We start from the raw sequence: 16,498 nt of genomic DNA on the forward strand, positions 1-16,498 counted from the left end.
AAGATAACGAGGTTGCTCTCCTTAGCGAGCTCGACGAAGGCCGGGTCGTTGGCGATGAGGGTGGGAATCGCGTTGACGAATGCCGCACTGCCGACCTCCTTGGCGTACTTGGCGGCGGCGTAGACGTAGACCTGAGTAGCCGTGACCCTGTCCTTCCTGTCCTCGGCGATGGCCTTCTCAAGCTCCTCCTTCTTCTCGAAGGGGACGAAGGCCTCGGTGGTGCAGACGTTAACGAAGACGTCGGGCTTGAGCTCCTTCCACTCGCTGACGAGGTGCTCAACGGCCTCGCTGAGGGTCATCTCGTCGTCGAGGCCCGTCGCTTCGAGCGGGAGGTTCCTGAGGCTTCCAAGGTGTATTCCCTTCCTGACGGTGATTCCCTTGAGGCTCTCCGGGGCCTCGGGGTCATAGGCCTTGACGACCTCGTAGAGGTCCTTTCCGACCTTGGCCTTGTCAACGTCGTAGGAACCAACGATTTCGATGTCCTTAATCTTAATCGGGAGCTCGTCAGCCAGCGGGACGCCGTAGGGCTCCATCTTTCCAGCCTTTATCTTCTCAAGACCGCTCGCGAATACGCTTGCAACGTATCCCTGGCCGAGTATAACAACCCTGACCATTTCACCCACCTCCTTTTCGTTGTTCTCAAATATTTTATAGTAGTTAAATAGTTTTTGGTCGCGAAACCTTTCTGGATATGAGGTAAACCGTCACCCCGACGCGGAGGTTCGTCAGGACTGCGAGGAGCGCGAAGAGTGCCCTAACGGATAGACTTGAAGGAACGAGCAGGAACAGCATCGTCAGGAAGACCCTCTCGTCCCTCTTTCCGGGGAGCTTTCTGAGAGCTGGAACTTCCCGATATGCGTCCCTGCAGAAGGCCCCCTTAAAGCGCTCGGTCGAGTAGCTCACCATGACCGAACCGAGCAGAGCTAAGAGCGCGACCAGATACCAGAGGGGCTCTTTCAGGGCCGAGTAAGCTAAGAGCGCGAGGAAAGAGCCGTCAACGTAGCGGTCGAGGATGGAATCCACGTAGCCACCGAGCCTGCTCGTCCTCAGCTGGGCCCTCGCGAGCTCGCCGTCAACGCCGTCGAGTATTGAGCTCAGCTGGTAGAGGATTCCAGCTAAAGGCAGGCTGACGAGCGTTAGGAAGGCCGAGAGCACGCCGAGGGCGAACGTGACGACCGTCATCTGGTTTGGAGTGACCCTCTCAACGAGGAGGTAGCTGATTCTCGTCGAGATTTTCCTGTTGAGGTGTCTGCTGATGAACCCGTCGCCGGTCCCCTTAACGGCCGTGAAGACGAGCATCTTTCGGGCCCTCTTGAGCTCCTCCGGCGTGTCCACGTCGGTCCAGCCGAGGCCGTCGACGAAGGTAACGGGAAGCTTAGCCCGCTCGACGACCTCGCTGAGTGAGTAATCACCGTCCCTCTCGTTTTCAAGCCCCTCCGTTACATCGAAAATCCCGTCGTCGAGGACGAAGAAGCCTGTATCAACCGCGTCCCAGTCCTTAAGGCCCTTCCCGATTCGCTCGACCCTTTTATCTTTCACCTTAACCTTCGTCGCCTCTTCAACGTCAATCCATCTCGGCTCTCTGTCCGCTATGAGGCCGTTTCCCCTTATTACCTCCGCAACGAAGGCCTCGCTGTAGACGTGGTCGCTCATGACGAGGACGAACCGCCCTGAGACACGGCTTTTGGCGAGGTGGAGTGAGTGCCCGTTGCCCTTCTCGGGCTCGGGGTTTATCACCAGCTCGGCGTTGAAGCCGTGCCTCTCAACGAACTCGCGGTAAAGGGGCGCGTACCGCTCGTTGGTGACGATTACGAACCTCTCAACGCCTTTTCTCTGGAGGAGGTGCATCGTTCGGTACAGAATTCCCCTTCCTGCAACCCTGACGAGGCCCTTTGGCCTTCCGCCCATCCTCGTCCCAAGGCCGGCCGCGAGAATCACTGCCGTTTTTGGGGTCATCGGCATCACCTTTTTAAGGCCCTCGAAGAGGCCCCACCAGGAGAACCGAGATTAAATTAACCATAGGTAATTTAAAGCTTTCGGTGGTGGAAATGCGCGTGGCGGTCCTTTACTCGGGGGGCAAGGACTCGAACTACGCCCTCTACTGGGCGCTGGAGCAGGGTTTTGAGGTTAAATACCTTGTCTCGATGGTGAGCGAGAGGGAAGACAGCTACATGTACCACGTGCCGAACATTCACCTCACGGAACTGCAGGCGAGGGCGATAGGGATTCCCCTTGTCAAGGGCTTCACCAGCGGCGAGAAGGAGAAAGAGGTAGAGGACATGAAGGCAGTCCTTGAGGGCCTGAAGATTGACGGCGTCGTTGCAGGAGCCTTAGCCAGCGAGTACCAGAAGAAGCGCGTTGATAAAGTGGCGAGGGAGCTCGGCCTTGAGAGCTTCGCACCTGCCTGGCACCGCGACCCAGTCGAGTATATGCGCGAGCTGATTGGAATCTTCGACATCGTAATGGTCGGCGTCTCGGCCTACAGGCTGGATGAGAGCTGGCTCGGCAGAAGGATTGACGAAAAGGCTCTGGAGGAGCTTGTGAAGCTCCACGAGAAATACGGAATTCACGTTGCAGGGGAAGGCGGGGAGTTCGAGACCTTCGTCCGCGACGCGCCGTTCTTCAAAGCCAGGATAGTCCTCGACGAGGTGGAAAAGAAATGGGACGGGTTTAATTATTCGGGAGTGCTTGAGGTCAGGAGGGCCCACCTTGAGAAAAAATAAAGTCAGGACTTCACCCTGACCCAGAACCACGCCTTCGAGCAACCGCCCGAAACGCCGCAGCTCGGGAACTCAAGGCTCCACTCCTTGGTCGGAATCGCCGAATCCGGCTCCCAGTCGAAGTAGTCGTCGTCGAAGAGGAGCGTTATGGAAACCTGCCCCATCGGGTCGTCGTCGTTGCCCCAGTTTCCGGCATCCTCTTCCCAGCCGTCGTATTCGAGGTATAGGAACGGCACATCGGCCCTCGTGTGGCCTATGATTAGCATCTGGGGCCTTGTGGTGAACCTGTTGCCCGAGAGCACGCCCGACTTCGGATACCTATTGACGGGCTGAACCGGGACCATCGCGGTGGTTTGCTCCCGCGTTATGTCGGGCACATCGGCCACCTCCTCCGGCTTGAAGGAGATGAACCCGCTCGCGTAGAGGTAGTACTCCTCGTCGCCGAACTCCGTGTCCTTCGTGAACTGGACGGTGTCAAGGTAAGCCTGGAGCGTGTTGTAGCGGAGCGTCCTCGGGACCTCAACCTCCTGAACGAGGTAGGTAACCCTCATGTTGCCGTCGGCGGACCATACCTCAACGAGAACACCGTCGCGGTAGTTGCCGTTCGCGTCTATCGCGTAGCCGTTGTAGCCGACCGGATCGGGGTCTCCTCCGAGGTCCCTGACTATCGTTGAGCCCCACCATTCGGCCGCACCCTGGCCGGTGACGAGCTGGTTGATGAACATAACCCCGTTGTAGCCGTACTTCATGGCCGTTCCTATTTCTCCGGTGGCGAGGCCCAGGGCGGCGTCAACCAGAAAACCGGCCCCGAGTGTGATGTATTCGCCGGGGTCGTCCAAGTCCCAGCCAGCCGTGTGGACGTAGATTTTCCTGTATTTTTTGACCTCCTCGAGGGGCATGGCAAATATCGGATAGCCGTTGATGAAGGGATAGCTCACGCTTATCGCCCTCTCGTCGTGGTATAAAAGCCGGCTGTGGTCGTTCGCCTCGACCCAGCGCTTTGCAGGGTAGCCGACGGCGTAAATCGGCCCGTACTCCCAGTCGAGGTCGTTTTCGTGCTCCCAGTAAACAGGGAAGGCCCACGAGACGAGCTGTATTTCGCCCTCCGCGCTGTCCTTGTTGCCCTTTATGTAAACGTCCTCGACGACGATGACGAGGTAGCGGTCAACGTCCTTGTCCATGCTGAGCCCGTTGGTGGCGTTCACCCAGATGTTGCTGTGGGCAGGGAAGCGGGGCTTTAGCGAGGGGGCCTGAACTTGGCCCACGAACCAGAGGCGGAAGTAGCGCCAGGGAACGAGTGAGAAGAAGTTCTCGATGGTGAACTCGACGACGTGCCGGTCGTTTTCGATGTATGTACTCACCTTTCCCTCGCGGTAGACGCTCCCGTACGCGTCCCTCAACTTAAAGGAGTCCTCGTCAACGTAGGCAATCCAGTCGGCCTCGCCGTTGTCGGTGCTGTCAAAGAAGACCTTCATCGGCATCATGTCGCGGTACTTCTGGTCATCAAGGTAGAGCCTTATCATCAGGTCGTAGCCCCTCGCCTCCATGTAGAGCTTTCCCTCCCGCGTAAAGAAGCTGGCCGGCGAGTAGTAGTCAATCCAGCCCTTCCCGGCCTCGATTACGAAGCTACCGGTGTAGGGGTAGGTGAGGCTTGGACTTTTATCGGTCATCGTGCTCCCATAGATTCTAAGGTACACCCTCTCCGGGAATATCTCCGAGAAGTTCTCGATGGTGAAGCTCACCCGCCTTCCGTCGAGCTGAACGCTTCCATTCTGAAGTTCAACGGAACCGTTTCCAGTCAGCTTGTAGAGGGTGAAGCCCGTGGAGTAAAGGTGGAGCTCCCACATTCTCCCGAACTCGTCGCCTTCTTCAAAGCGCAGAACCGTTGGCTCGTAGACGTACTTCTTGCCGCTAAACATGTCTATGAAAACCGGAATGTGGACGTAGGCGTTGGCTAAACTCTCGTTCTCGAAGGTTATCGTGAACTTAACGCTCTTCCCGGGGTCGGTCGAGGACGTTAGGAGCGAGACCCGCTCTATTACCTTCCCGTTCGGCTCAAAGGCGTCGCTCCAGAGTGGCCCAGCGTAGGTAAAGTTAGCGGTGAGCCTGTAAACCGGGATTACAACAGGTTCGAGCGTGACGTTGAGAAGCCCTATCGAGAAGCCCGGCCCGGTTCCGTTCCCGTTGGTCTCCTCGGCCTCGCAACCGGAATCGGGGTCCGAGCTTTCATCGCAGAGAACCTCCCCGTCCTCGTCGTACTGAAGGCTTGCGTTCGATGAAGGCGTCTCGGTTGGCGTTGGTGTCTCGGTTTGGGTTCCGGTTTGCGTTTCCGTCGGCGTCTCCGTTGCGGTTGAAGTCTGGGTTTCCGTTGTAGTGCCCCTAGGAGAATCGGTCTCAGAGTGCGTTCCGACCCCCCCGGAAGATGAGCTTCCGGTATCGCCTTCCTCAGTTCCGGTCGGAACACCGATGCCGTTTCCGCCGAGACAACCGCCAGTCAGCACTAACCCTGTCAGAAGAAGAAGGAGCAAAACCCGTGAGAATTTTCTCATATACACACCTCCAACCCAAACCTCGGCAAGAAAAGAAAGCCGCACAGGTTTGGACTGTATGTAGTAGGCACTCATTCTATTTAGGGCTTTTCATGAATGTCTCTTCACACAGAAAAGTTATTAAAGAAAGTGCAGAATTTACCCCGGGTGGTGGTGTGATAGAGGTTGAGAACCTCGTCAAGCGCTTCGGCGGGAAGGTTGCTCTCAAGGGGATTTCCTTCACCGTCCGCGACGGCGAAATCTACGGCCTCTTGGGCCCGAACGGGAGCGGTAAGAGCACCACGATGAGGATTCTGGCCGGGATTATCCCGCCGAGCGATGGAAAAGTTGTGGTCGAGGGGATAGACGTAGCCGAGAACCCGATTGAGGTCAAGCGGATAGTCGGCTACATACCCGAAACGCCTGTTCTCTACGAGAGCCTGACCCCGGTGGAGTTCTTCTCCTTCGTGGGGAGCATTAGGGGAATTCCAAAGGGGGAACTTGAGGAGCGCGTTGAAAGGCTTGTCAAGGCCTTCGGAATCGAGGAATACCTCGGCGAGCTGATAGGGACGCTCAGCTTCGGAACCCAGCAGAAGGTTTCGATAATAGCTGGTTTGCTTCACGACCCAAAGGCCCTAATCCTCGACGAGGCCATCAACGGCCTCGACCCCAAGAGCGCGCGCATAATGAAGGAGCTCCTCAACGGCTTCAAAGAGGAGGGAAAGAGCATAGTCTTCTCGACACACATACTCGCCGTTGCTGAGGCATTATGCGATAGAATAGGCATAATCTACAACGGCGAGCTGATAGCAGAGGGAACTCCCGAGGAGCTCAAGCGCTTCGCCCACGAGGAGAGCCTCGAAGACGTCTTCCTCAAGCTGACCGAGAGCCAGGAGGAGGTAAGCTCCCTCGTCAGGGCCCTAAGGGAGGCCTTCTGATGGAGTGGGAGATAGTAAACGTCCTCTACCGAGAGATGACTTACAAGAGGCTGAGGGCCAACCCCCAGCTCTCAACGGACTGGAACAAGTTCATCAAGGCCTTCAAGCGGAGCGGGAGCCTCAAGAGAACCCTGCTGAGCCAGTCAATCCTTTTCGGCATCTTCGGCCTCATGCTCTTTCCGGGAGTCTACTATGTCAAAGACCCCTCAGGCTCGGCGGTAATCTACGCGAGCTACTGCCTGCTCCCGCTGATAATGGCCCTCTACGGAACGGCTGTTACAGCGCAATATGCCATCTCGCTTGGCCTCTTTGAGCCACTCCTCTCACTCCCGGTTCGTGTTGGAGGGAAGTACCTAAGTGCCCTGCTCCTCATAACGGAACTACCCTCTACCCTCTTCCTCCTCCCGCCGGCGGTGGCCCTATCCCTAAAGCTCGGGCCCGTTGCTGGAGTCCTCGGCTTCGCTTGGGCGTTAATGGGAGCTTTTATAGGCCACACCCTCGGCCTGCTAATATACGACCGCTTTGGAAAGGCCTCCGGCGGGAAGTTCTCCGGCCTCAAAACGGCCTTCAAGGCCTTTGGAATACTCCTCGTGATGTCCCTCTTCTACGGCCTGAACTACCTCCAGCGCTACGTTGCAAGCCACTACGAAACGCTTAAGGGCGTTTTCGAGAGGTACTCAGTGGCGTATCCCTTCTCGGTCTCGACGGTCGAGAAGCCCCTCCTCTCGTTAGGCCTCCTGGCCGTTTACGGCCTTGTGATTGGAGCGGTCTACGTTTTAACGGTTAGAAGGCTCTGGAGAAGGATAAGCGAGGGAACGGCAACCGAGAGGAGAGGTGGCAGGGCGAGGCTCTCGCTCCACAGTCCGGCCCTGGCGCTGGCGCTCAAGGACTTCAAGATAGCGACGAGGAACACGTCCCTTTTAACGGGCCTGCTGATGCCTGTTGTGGTCATAATCCCATCCCTCGCCGGTGCATTGAAGTCGGGAAGCGAGGGCTCGGCCCTCGGTTTTGTCTTGGCCGTTGGCTGGACCTCCGCAATAGCGATAGACGCCGTTTTGAAGATAGACGGCAGGGCCTTTGAAGTCCTTCACTCGCTCCCGCTGAGCCTCAGGACGTTTCTGAGGGGCAAGCTCGTGACTATGACCACAGTTCCGATAACGGCGGGCCTGCTGGCAGTTATGGGGCTCTCTCTCAGGAACCCGGGCTCCCTGAAGGTCCTTCCCCTCGCGCTCTTCCTGCCGGTCGCGACCGCCGGGACGACGCTGACGGTCTTTTACTGGGGAATTCGCGAGGTTGCACTACCCCAGACGACGTGGAAAAAGATGCTCCTGGCTCTGCTCGCGAACGGTATAATAATCGGAGGTACAGCGGGACTGTGGTACGTTGAGTGGTTCCTCTCGCTCCCCTTTGTACTCCTCGTTGATGTGCTGTTGCTCTGGCACCTCAGCAGGTGACGTGGAAGATTCCGAGAACTCTTTTCTTTTCGTTGAGCTCGTTGAATAGCTCCACCGCTTTCCTGGTGGGGAGCTCATAGACTTCTTTGTCCCTGACCAGCTCTCTGCTCCCTGGGAGTAGCGAGAGGTAACCGTAGTAGCCGGTGCCAACGATTAGAACCTCAAAGTCCTCCGTCAAGTACTCCCTCAGCTCGTCAGAGTCGAGTTTGTGGCTCGTTCCGTGTTTGTTTTTGCTCAGCCACTTCTTCCTCTTCCCGACCCTTCCGCTCGGATAAATCACGATGTCATACTCGTAGGTTCTCCCGTCAACCACTATCCTCCCGAAGGAGGGATATTCGAGTTTCATAGCACTCACCAGCAGTCCTTTGGGTGCAGTGCGTCCCTCAAAATCTTCGCGTGGTCAAAGGCCAGTGGAAGCTTCTCAACCTCGTCAATCGGGACGACGTAGACCTCTTTCGCATCGTCGCCTGCCTTTAGCTCGCCTTCGCCGATGCAGAGAAAGGCGACCGAAACGGTGTGTCCCCTCGGGTCCCTGCCAGGGTCGGAGTAAACGCCCACCAGTCTGAGTATTCTGACGTCCAGGCCGGTCTCTTCCTTCATCTCCCTCTTCAGGGCCTCCTCAACGGTCTCGCCGTACTCAACGAAACCGCCGGGAAGGGCGTAGAAGTCCTTAAAGGGCTCGTTCTTTCGCTTTATGAGAACAACACCGCCCCGATAGAGTATGACGCCATCAACAGTGAGTCCTATGCACCGGTGGAGCTCGGCCTTGAAGCCGTGTTTTTCTGCGAGGACATTAACCTCCTCGCGGAATTCACTTATGTCTGCCCCCTTAGGGGCTTTGACGAGCAGAACGTAACGGTCCATCTTTTTCACCTCAGGGAAGTCCCTTCTCATCAGCGTTCAGCGTGCTGACGTTTCATCATCGGTCGGTTGGGATTATGTTTAATCACTTAAAGCCTCAACGGTTACGCCCCTCGCGAGCTCGCTCACCTCGTTGAGGCTGAAATCCACGGAACGATACCGGAGGAACAGCGCCGTGAAGGCGACGGCCCGCTTCAGGGATTGAACGAAGGGACATTCCAAGTAGAAACCGGTGAAAGCTCCGAGGAAGACGTCTCCCGCGCCCGTTGATTCATCTACTTCGACCTTCAGCGGAACGAAGCGGTATGGCCTTCCATGGAGGTAGGCATTTCCCGGGTTCGGACCGTCCGAGAGGAGGAGAACCCCAACAGAGCCTGGGTCAAGGTTGACCAGAGAAAACTCCGCGACGTCGGCATGCAGAACATCAACCCCATTAAGGAACGACCCGTCGCGCTCGATGAGCCCCACCGGGCCCTTCTCTGGAGAGCGTATGAAACCCTGAAGGTCGGCCGAGACGAGCTTTGCCCGGTTTAGGGCTTCACTCACGATGCCCTCTGGAATCTCGTTGGCAACGGGGTTGAGAACTATGGCGTCGTATCTTCCGGCGGGAAGTTCGGTAATGGATGAGGCGCGCGAGATAAGTCTCAGCTCCCTCCTGTTGGAGTCAAGGTAAGTCAGCTCGTAGGACGTTGTTTCATCGGAGGGTAGGACGGTCAGTTTGCCCAGGGAGCGTAGCTCGTCAATCCACTCCTCCGGGAGCTGGGAAAAGCTTGTGAGAATCTCAACGTCACAGAAGCGCGAAAGTGCCAGAGCGGAGTAGTAGGCACCGCCACCGAGTCTCTCCTCGATTTTCGAACCGCGCCTTATTACATCCCTGACGACGTGGCCGACGACGAGGCACTTCATTTTCACCAGTCCCAATCTTATACTTTTTGTGAGTGGACATTAAAAACCTTTCCTAAATTACCGAAAGGCTTTTAAGGGGAAAAAGCGAAAAGTTTAAAAGGAGGTATCGTTTTGGGGTGGGGCTATGAAGCGCTTAGGAAAGGTTTCTCACTACGCGAAGCAGGGCTTCCTCATAGTCAGGACGAACTGGGTTCCATCGCTCAACGAGCCCGTCGTTGACAAGGATTTGAGACCGGTAGGCATTGTTAAGGATGTTTTTGGTCCCGTTGATTACCCCTATGTTGCCGTTAAACCCCGCGTTAAGGACCCCGAAAGGTACGTTGGCGCTCTTCTGTACGTGGACAAGAGGAGGAAGGATAAAAAGCCGGGTAAGAAGGCTAAAGTCAGAGGCTCTAAGGGTTCTAAGAGGCCCAAGCGTTCTCGCCCCGCCCCCAGGAGAAGGGGGTGAGAACGATTACTCCGAAAAGGGTTTGTCCCGTGTGCGGGTCAACCGAGTTTATATACGACCCCAGAAGGGGTGAGATAGTCTGCGCTAAGTGTGGCTACGTCATCGAGGAGAACGTGGTCGATGAGGGGCCGGAGTGGAGGGCCTTCGACCCGGACCAGAGGGCCAAGCGCGCGAGAACCGGCGCGCCGATGACGCTGATGATACACGACAAGGGCCTCTCGACCGACATAGACTGGCGCGACAAGGACATACACGGCAACCAGATAACGGGAATGTACAGGAGCAAGATGAGAAGGCTCCGCATGTGGCAGAGGAGGATGCGCATAAACGACGCCGCGGAAAGAAACCTCGCGTTCGCGCTGAGCGAGCTCGACAGGATGGCCGCGCAGATGCGCCTCCCACGGCGCGTCAAGGAGGTCGCGGCTTCCCTCTACAGGAAGGCCGTCATGAAGAAGTTAATCCGCGGACGGTCGATAGAGGGCATGGTTTCCGCCGCTCTCTATGCCGCCTGCAGGATGGAGGGCATTCCAAGGACCCTTGACGAGATTGCGGCGGTTTCAAAGGTTACGAAGAAGGAAATCGGGAGAAGCTACCGCTTCCTTGCGAGGGGGCTCAACCTGAACCTCCGCCCGACGAGCCCGATAGAGTACGTTGACCGGTTTGGAGACGCCCTCGGCGTCAGCTCACGGACCAAGGAGAGGGCAAAGGAAATCCTCCGCGAGGCTATAAAGCGTGGCATAACCAGCGGAAAGGGCCCAACGGGATTGGCCGCGGCAGCGCTCTACGTCGCTTCACTCCTTGAGGGCGAGAAAAAGACCCAGCGCGAAGTGGCTGAGGTCGCTCACGTCACCGAGGTGACCGTCAGGAACAGGTACAAGGAGCTCGTCGAGAAGCTCGGTATAAACGTGCCGATGTGACGATGATAGCGGTTTTAAGCGACACCCACGTGGGGGACAAGGCAAAGGCCCTCCCAATTCCCCTTTTGGAGAAGCTTAGAGAGGCCAGCCCAGAGCTCATTCTTCATGCGGGCGATATAACGTCCCCCGAAGTCCTTGAGACCCTGGAAGAGATAGCGCCCGTGATAGCGGTCAGAGGAAACGTTGACCACCTCAGCCTTCCGGAGGAGGAGACCATTGAAGTCGAAGGAATGAGAATAGGCGTGATTCACGGGCATCAGCTTCTAAGTCTAAACGCGCAGTTTTTAAGCCTGAAGGCCCTCGACATGGGAGTGGACCTGCTCGTCTTCGGCCACACCCACCGCTTCTACTTCGATTCCTTCAGCGTCTACGGAAGAAGGGTCTACCTCCTGAATCCCGGCTCGCCGACGTTTCCACGGTGGGACGAGGCAGGCTTCGCGGTTCTGAAGCCCGGAGAAGAGCCGACCGTTAGAAGGGCTAAGCTCTGGTAAACGGAAAAGAGAACGGGAAAAGGACATCAGCTCTTGATGGCAAGCTTGATGTCCTCGGCCTTGACGGTCTTCCTGCCGGCGTGCTGGGCAAGGGCGACGGCCTTCTTGGCAATCTCAAGGGCCTTCTCCTCGAGGTGCTCGGCGAGGACCTTGGCGGCCTCCTCGCTGACGCGGGCGGCACCGGCCTTCCTTATAAGCCTGTCAACCGGGGCAATTGGAAGCTCGGCCATTCACAACACCTCCTATCTTTTATTTGCAGGTTTCTGCGTTCTATTCTAGGAGTAAAGGCATATATAAACCTTTCGGAAAAGGAGCCCTCTGGGTGGGTCTATCGGCCCGATTTCAGTTAATCGTCGAGAATTCCGAATCCGTCGGGCCCATCACTATTTTACACGAGAATGACAACCCAACCGGGAAGATTGAGAGAAGGTAGGAGATTGCCCCGCAAACCCGAAAGCCGGCCGAAAATCCTTCAAAAAAGTCTTCACTTATGTAAAAAGACGTCCATCAGTCCTCAAAATTTGCCAGTAGGGTTTTTATAGCCAAGAATGCAATAGAGTGTTTACCGAGGAGGTGTTGCAGATGGTTGAGAAGTTCGACAAGATATACGACTACTACGTGGACAAGGACTACGAGCCGAACAAGAAGAGGGATATCATAGCCGTGTTCCGCGTTACCCCTGCGGAGGGATACACTATCGAGCAGGCCGCCGGTGCCGTCGCCGCCGAGAGCTCGACCGGAACCTGGACGACCCTTTATCCCTGGTATGAGCAGGAGCGCTGGGCAGACCTTTCGGCTAAGGCCTACGACTTTGTTGACATGGGAGACGGGAGCTGGATTGTCAAGATTGCCTACCCGTTCCACGCCTTCGAGGAGTGGAACTTGCCCGGCCTTCTCGCGAGCATAGCTGGAAACGTCTTTGGAATGAAGCGCGTTAAGGGCCTCCGCCTCGAGGACCTCTACTTCCCCGAGATAGTCCTCAGGAACTTCAGCGGGCCCGCCTTCGGTATCGAGGGCGTCAGAAAGATGCTCGAAATCTATGACAGACCGCTCTACGGCGTCGTCCCTAAGCCAAAGGTAGGCTACTCACCGGAGGAGTTTGAAAAGCTCGCCTACGAGCTTCTCTCCAACGGTGCAGACTACATAAAGGACGACGAGAACCTCACGAGCCCCTGGTACAACCGCTTCGATGAGAGGGCGGAGATAGTAGCGAGGGTTATTGACAAAGTCGAGAACGAGACCGGCGAGAAGAAGACCTGGTTCGCCAACATCACCGCCGACATCCGCGAGATGGAGAGAAGGCTTGAGGTCCTGGCAGACCTCGGGCTCAAGCACGCGATGGTTGACGTCGTTATAACCGGTTGGGGAGCACTTGAGTACATCCGCGATTTGGCGGCCGACTATGGGCTGGCCATTCACGGCCACAGGGCGATGCACGCGGCCTTCACGAGGAACAAGTACCACGGCATCTCAATGTTCGTCTTAGCTAAGCTCTACAGGATTATAGGAATTGACCAGCTTCACGTTGGAACCGCCGGCGCTGGAAAGCTCGAGGGTGGTAAGTGGGACGTCATCCAGAACGCGAGGATTCTCAGGGAGGAAACCTATAAGCCGGATGAGACCGACGTCTTCCACCTTGAGCAGAAGTTCTACGGCATGAAAGCAGCCTTCCCGACCAGCTCAGGTGGCCTTCACCCAGGCAACATCGAGCCGGTCATAGATGCACTCGGAAAGGACATAGTGCTCCAGCTCGGCGGCGGAACCCTCGGCCACCCGGACGGGCCTGGGGCTGGAGCGAGGGCAGTGAGGCAGGCGATTGACGCGATAATGCAGGGAATCCCGCTCGACGAGTACGCAAAAACACACAAGGAGCTCGCCAGGGCCTTAGAGAAGTGGGGCCACGTTACCCCAGTCTGATGTCCTATCCGACCCTCGCTTTTCTTTTCGTCTTCCGTTCAAACTTTTCTCTAAAGGTGATTTAACGCATCCCTCCTTAGTTGCCCCGGTGGTTCCATGCATCCGGAGGGATTCCTTGAGGTCATAACCGGTCCGATGTTCGCTGGAAAGACGAGCGAGCTGATAAAAAGAATCGAGAGGCAGGCCTACGCCAAGCGGAAGGTCGCTCTCTTCAAACCGAGCATAGACGACCGCTATTCGCGAAGCGACGTGGTTGCCCATAACGGTCTCAGGTACAGGGCCTACGTCGTCCCCACGAGCGAGGAAGGGGTTAAGAGTATAGTCGAGCTGACGAGAAAGGAGGGCTTTGATGTAATCGGGATTGACGAGGTTCAGTTCTTCCCGATGGGTATCGTTGACGCGCTCAACGAACTCGCCGACGATGGCGTTTATGTCATAGCGAGCGGTCTGAACCTCGACTTTAAGGCCGACCCGTTTCCCGTCATGAAAGAACTCCTCGTCAGGGCCGACAACATAATCTACCTTACCGCCATTTGCACGGTCTGCGGAAGACCTGCAACGAGAAGTCAGAGGCTGATAGACGGAAAGCCAGCCCCGAGGGACTCGCCGGTAATAATGGTGGGAGGAAAGGAAAGCTACGAGGCGAGGTGTCGCTTACACCACGAAGTCCCCTGAGAGGACCTTTTCCCACGTCTTCACGTCCTTAAGGCCGTGGCCTGTTGCAACCACCACAACGGTCTCATCTTTGTCTATTATCCCTTCTTCGCGCATCTTCTTGGCGAGTGCGAGGGCGGTTGCCGAGGACGGCTCGACGAATATTCCCTCCCTTCCGAGGAGCATGCCCGCCTCCGCCGTCTCCCTGTTGGTGACCGTGTCGAGGTGGCCGTCGCTTTCCCTCACGGCCCTTATCACGTTCTCGCCGTCGACTGGCTTCTTGACCGCTATGGCACTCGCTATAGTCGGAGCCTTCTTCTGAACCTTCTCAATCGGCTTACCCGTCTTCCAGGCCCTCACTATCGCGTCGTAGCCCTCTATCTGTGCCCCGGCAATCCTCGGCAGGTCTTCAACGAGACCGACTTTGTAGAACTCTTTAACGCCCTTCCAGATAGCGCGAAGGTGGGTTCCCGCTCCGATTGGAACGATAATCCAGTCAGGGACATTGTAGCGGAGCTGGTCAAGGATTTCAAAGCCTGTCGTCTTCTGCCCCTCGACGCGGTAGTGGTAGTTGCCCGTCAGGTAATAATCCTCCTCCATCGCCTTCCGCTCGGCCTCCGCCAGGGCCTCGTCGTAGGTCTTTCCGAAGACCTCGACCTTCGCCCCGTACATCCTCGCCTGAGTAAGCTTCTCCCCCGGAGTTCCATCGGGGACGACGATGGTAACATCGAGTCCAGCCTTGGCTCCGTAGGCGGAAACGCTCGCCGCCATGTTGCCGGTTGAGGCCACTATAACCTTCCTCGCGTGGAACTCCAGGGCCTTTGTTATCTCGACGCTCGAACCCCTGTCCTTGAAGGCTCCCGTTGGGTTCTCACCCTCGTACTTGACATAGAGCTTTCCAAAGCCGAGCTTCTCCTCAAGGCGTTTGAGCCTGTAAAGCCTCGTCCCGCCCTCGTTGAGCGTGACGATTCTCTTGAGGTTTGAAACCGGAAGGAACATCCAGTACTTCCACACGTGCGGACTTTCTCTGAACCAGGGGTCGTCGTCCTCGATTAGGTTCGCTATGTCGTCGTAGTGGTAGGTAACGTCCAGAGGGGCGCCGCACTTTGGGCATTTGTAGATACCAGAAGCGAGCGGGTATTCGGCACCGCAGTGGGTACACACAAGCTTTGCCTCAAACATCCAAGCCACCTGAGTTTACATATGTGAAGGTGGGTTTTTAAATTCAGCTTTTAAACCGAAAAAGGTTTAAAGGCCATTTTCTAACTTCAGGTTAGGGAAAGGGGGTGAGAACATGGAATCGGGCGAGATGGGAAAGCTCCTCGACATACTCGGAAACGAAACCAGGCGAAGGATTCTCATCCTTCTCACCAAGAGACCGTACTTCGTCAGCGAGCTGAGTCAGGAACTCGGAGTCGGACAGAAGGCTGTCCTTGAGCACTTGAGAATCCTTGAAAAGGCCGGACTCATCGAGGGACGAACGGAAAAGATACCCAGGGGAAGGCCGAGGAAGTATTACACCATAAAGCGCGGCTTCAGGCTTGAGGTACTGCTCACCCCCTACACGTTCGGCACCGAGATGTACGAGCCGAAGAAGCCGAGACAGACGGCAGAATACGCCCAGGCGAGACAGCTCATAAAATCAACCGAGCCCGTTGAGACGAAGATAGGGGAGCTCCTCCAGTTCCTCAGCGAGATAGAGAGGCGCGTTGAGGAGGTCATGCGAACCAAGCAGGAGCTCGAAGAGGTGAGACTGCTCATAGAGACCTACATCGAGAACCTTCTCAGGAGGATAGCCCAGGAGAACGAGAGGGAGTTCGAGAGGCTCATGCGCGAGTTCGGTCCGAGGCTTCCGAGGAAGATAGTAGAAGACCTGAGCGACTTTTAGGAAGCGGATAGAGAATAAAGAGGGCCATTAAAGTATCTTGCCCTCTTCTTTCATTCTCACGAGCCTGGTTATGTAACCGGCAATCCTGTTTCTGATGGTCTTGCTCGTGACGTTGGTAAGCTCCTGAACCATCTTCTTGTTGTGCTCGAAGTCCCTGGTGAACTTGTCCGGATACCTGTCAAAGAGCTCGCGAGCGGTCCTCTTGATGAAGGTCTGCTTTATGTTCCCCATTTCCATCACCTCTAACCTGACCCTGTGGCCGTATCTCAAATCAAGGGCATCTTTTAAAAGTTTTCCCACACCGCCGGAAACCCAAGGGTTTTATAGTGCCACGAAAAGCTCAACCCATGCTGAGGGAGGTAATCCACTGCAGGGGACACGAGAACGTAAAAGCAACTCACCGCTCGACGCTCGAGATAACGACGGAGGACTTTCTAACGCCGAGGGGCGATTGCATAATCTGCGTTTCTGCCGACAAGGCTTTGAGCGACCTGAGCGAGGAGTTCAAGAATGCCCTGAGGAAGGGAGCGAGGCTCCGCATGGTCATACGCGCCGGAGACATAACAGATGAGCTCACCGCATACGGGAGTCCGGAGCTGAAGCTCGAAAGTCCTGTTTCAATGGTAATAAGGAAGAGCGACTACATAGATGCCAGAACCCTCGCGATAAGAGCGGATAAGTCCGCGAAAGACATCAAAAGGGAGTTAGTTGAGCTCCTCAGAAATCCTGAAACCATTGTCACGGTCGAGCTCATAATCGAGGAAAAAGCTTAAAAG

General features: G+C 56.3%; 18 protein-coding genes and 1 pseudogene. 10 read left to right on the forward strand and 9 right to left on the reverse strand.

What is annotated here, in order from left to right; translation table 11 throughout:
• Nucleotides 1-614: pseudogene (locus tag MVO87_RS04180) on the reverse strand (inositol-3-phosphate synthase); the annotation flags it as partial.
• A gap of 43 nt (nucleotides 615-657) precedes the next feature.
• Nucleotides 658-1,956: a bifunctional L-myo-inositol-1-phosphate cytidylyltransferase/CDP-L-myo-inositol myo-inositolphosphotransferase gene (locus tag MVO87_RS04185; protein ID WP_297552334.1), complete on the reverse strand. Its 1,299-nt coding sequence runs from the start codon at nucleotides 1,954-1,956 to the stop codon at nucleotides 658-660.
• A gap of 92 nt (nucleotides 1,957-2,048) precedes the next feature.
• On the opposite strand from MVO87_RS04185, the gene MVO87_RS04190 reads away from it, so the two are divergent.
• Nucleotides 2,049-2,723, forward strand: a complete 675-nt coding sequence (locus MVO87_RS04190; protein ID WP_297552336.1) for a diphthine--ammonia ligase — start codon at nucleotides 2,049-2,051, stop codon at nucleotides 2,721-2,723.
• A gap of 2 nt (nucleotides 2,724-2,725) precedes the next feature.
• Here the strand turns inward: MVO87_RS04190 and MVO87_RS04195 are convergent, their stop codons facing one another.
• Nucleotides 2,726-5,269 (reverse strand): hypothetical protein, encoded by a 2,544-nt coding sequence (locus MVO87_RS04195; RefSeq protein WP_297552326.1) that lies wholly within the window; start codon nucleotides 5,267-5,269, stop codon nucleotides 2,726-2,728.
• A 155-nt stretch (nucleotides 5,270-5,424) separates the two neighbouring features.
• Here MVO87_RS04195 and MVO87_RS04200 point away from each other — a divergent pair, with 155 nt between their 5' ends.
• Together MVO87_RS04200 and MVO87_RS04205 are read left to right on the forward strand one after the other, a co-directional pair.
• Nucleotides 5,425-6,186, forward strand: coding sequence for an ABC transporter ATP-binding protein (locus MVO87_RS04200; RefSeq protein WP_297514725.1), 762 nt, complete (start codon nucleotides 5,425-5,427; stop codon nucleotides 6,184-6,186).
• Entirely contained in the window at nucleotides 6,186-7,640 is a 1,455-nt protein-coding gene (locus MVO87_RS04205; RefSeq protein WP_297514723.1) for a permease-like membrane multi-spanning protein, read from the forward strand. The genes MVO87_RS04200 and MVO87_RS04205 overlap by 1 nt, the downstream gene beginning before the upstream one ends.
• On the opposite strand, the gene MVO87_RS04210 is transcribed toward MVO87_RS04205, so the two are convergent.
• The 3 genes from MVO87_RS04210 to MVO87_RS04220 all read right to left on the reverse strand — a co-directional run bounded on the left by MVO87_RS04210 (nucleotide 7,630) and on the right by MVO87_RS04220 (nucleotide 9,413).
• Complete coding sequence (locus MVO87_RS04210; RefSeq protein ID WP_297514736.1) at nucleotides 7,630-7,986, reverse strand: Mth938-like domain-containing protein; 357 nt, start codon at nucleotides 7,984-7,986, stop codon at nucleotides 7,630-7,632. The genes MVO87_RS04205 and MVO87_RS04210 overlap by 11 nt on opposite strands.
• 5 nt (nucleotides 7,987-7,991) lie before the next feature.
• Nucleotides 7,992-8,504: an NUDIX domain-containing protein gene (locus MVO87_RS04215; RefSeq protein WP_297552328.1), complete on the reverse strand. Its 513-nt coding sequence runs from the start codon at nucleotides 8,502-8,504 to the stop codon at nucleotides 7,992-7,994.
• 78 nt (nucleotides 8,505-8,582) lie between these two features.
• A complete protein-coding gene (locus MVO87_RS04220) occupies nucleotides 8,583-9,413 on the reverse strand; it encodes a carbohydrate kinase family protein (protein WP_342765100.1) in 831 nt (276 codons plus the stop codon).
• 118 nt (nucleotides 9,414-9,531) lie between these two features.
• Here MVO87_RS04220 and MVO87_RS04225 point away from each other — a divergent pair, with 118 nt between their 5' ends.
• From MVO87_RS04225 to MVO87_RS04235, 3 genes are read left to right on the forward strand one after another with little or no spacing between them, the layout of a single operon-like run.
• Nucleotides 9,532-9,855 carry a Gar1/Naf1 family protein gene (locus MVO87_RS04225; protein ID WP_297514717.1) on the forward strand — a complete coding sequence of 108 codons (324 nt, stop codon included), beginning with the start codon at nucleotides 9,532-9,534 and terminating at the stop codon, nucleotides 9,853-9,855.
• Between the two features lie 5 nt (nucleotides 9,856-9,860).
• The gene (locus tag MVO87_RS04230; RefSeq protein ID WP_297514730.1) at nucleotides 9,861-10,772 is read left to right on the forward strand and encodes a transcription initiation factor IIB; all 912 of its coding nucleotides are present in this window, start codon (nucleotides 9,861-9,863) and stop codon (nucleotides 10,770-10,772) included.
• Nucleotides 10,773-10,774: 2 nt separating this feature from the next.
• The gene (locus MVO87_RS04235; protein ID WP_297514728.1) at nucleotides 10,775-11,263 is read left to right on the forward strand and encodes a metallophosphoesterase; all 489 of its coding nucleotides are present in this window, start codon (nucleotides 10,775-10,777) and stop codon (nucleotides 11,261-11,263) included.
• A 26-nt stretch (nucleotides 11,264-11,289) separates the two neighbouring features.
• Here the strand turns inward: MVO87_RS04235 and hpkB are convergent, their stop codons facing one another.
• Entirely contained in the window at nucleotides 11,290-11,493 is a 204-nt protein-coding gene (hpkB, locus tag MVO87_RS04240) for an archaeal histone HpkB (protein ID WP_011251239.1), read from the reverse strand.
• Between the two features lie 352 nt (nucleotides 11,494-11,845).
• Here hpkB and rbcL point away from each other — a divergent pair, with 352 nt between their 5' ends.
• Together rbcL and MVO87_RS04250 are read left to right on the forward strand one after the other, a co-directional pair.
• The gene (gene rbcL, locus MVO87_RS04245; RefSeq protein ID WP_297552330.1) at nucleotides 11,846-13,180 is read left to right on the forward strand and encodes a type III ribulose-bisphosphate carboxylase; all 1,335 of its coding nucleotides are present in this window, start codon (nucleotides 11,846-11,848) and stop codon (nucleotides 13,178-13,180) included.
• A gap of 96 nt (nucleotides 13,181-13,276) precedes the next feature.
• Nucleotides 13,277-13,855, forward strand: coding sequence for a thymidine kinase (locus tag MVO87_RS04250; protein ID WP_297516825.1), 579 nt, complete (start codon nucleotides 13,277-13,279; stop codon nucleotides 13,853-13,855).
• On the opposite strand, the gene thrC is transcribed toward MVO87_RS04250, so the two are convergent.
• Complete coding sequence (gene thrC, locus MVO87_RS04255) at nucleotides 13,835-15,016, reverse strand: threonine synthase (RefSeq protein ID WP_297516827.1); 1,182 nt, start codon at nucleotides 15,014-15,016, stop codon at nucleotides 13,835-13,837. The two genes, MVO87_RS04250 and thrC, sit on opposite strands and share 21 nt — an antisense overlap.
• Before the next feature lie 112 nt (nucleotides 15,017-15,128).
• Here thrC and phr point away from each other — a divergent pair, with 112 nt between their 5' ends.
• Nucleotides 15,129-15,722 (forward strand): heat shock transcription regulator, encoded by a 594-nt coding sequence (gene phr, locus MVO87_RS04260; RefSeq protein ID WP_297516830.1) that lies wholly within the window; start codon nucleotides 15,129-15,131, stop codon nucleotides 15,720-15,722.
• A 27-nt stretch (nucleotides 15,723-15,749) separates the two neighbouring features.
• Here phr and MVO87_RS04265 read toward each other — a convergent pair whose 3' ends face one another.
• Nucleotides 15,750-15,953 carry a 30S ribosomal protein S17e gene (locus MVO87_RS04265; RefSeq protein ID WP_042691737.1) on the reverse strand — a complete coding sequence of 68 codons (204 nt, stop codon included), beginning with the start codon at nucleotides 15,951-15,953 and terminating at the stop codon, nucleotides 15,750-15,752.
• A 116-nt stretch (nucleotides 15,954-16,069) separates the two neighbouring features.
• On the opposite strand from MVO87_RS04265, the gene MVO87_RS04270 reads away from it, so the two are divergent.
• Nucleotides 16,070-16,495: a DUF371 domain-containing protein gene (locus MVO87_RS04270; RefSeq protein ID WP_297516832.1), complete on the forward strand. Its 426-nt coding sequence runs from the start codon at nucleotides 16,070-16,072 to the stop codon at nucleotides 16,493-16,495.
• Nucleotides 16,496-16,498: the final 3 nt, after the last annotated feature.

Origin of the sequence: Thermococcus sp., assembly GCF_027063845.1 — an archaeon.
Taxonomy (GTDB): Archaea; Methanobacteriota_B; Thermococci; order Thermococcales; family Thermococcaceae; genus Thermococcus.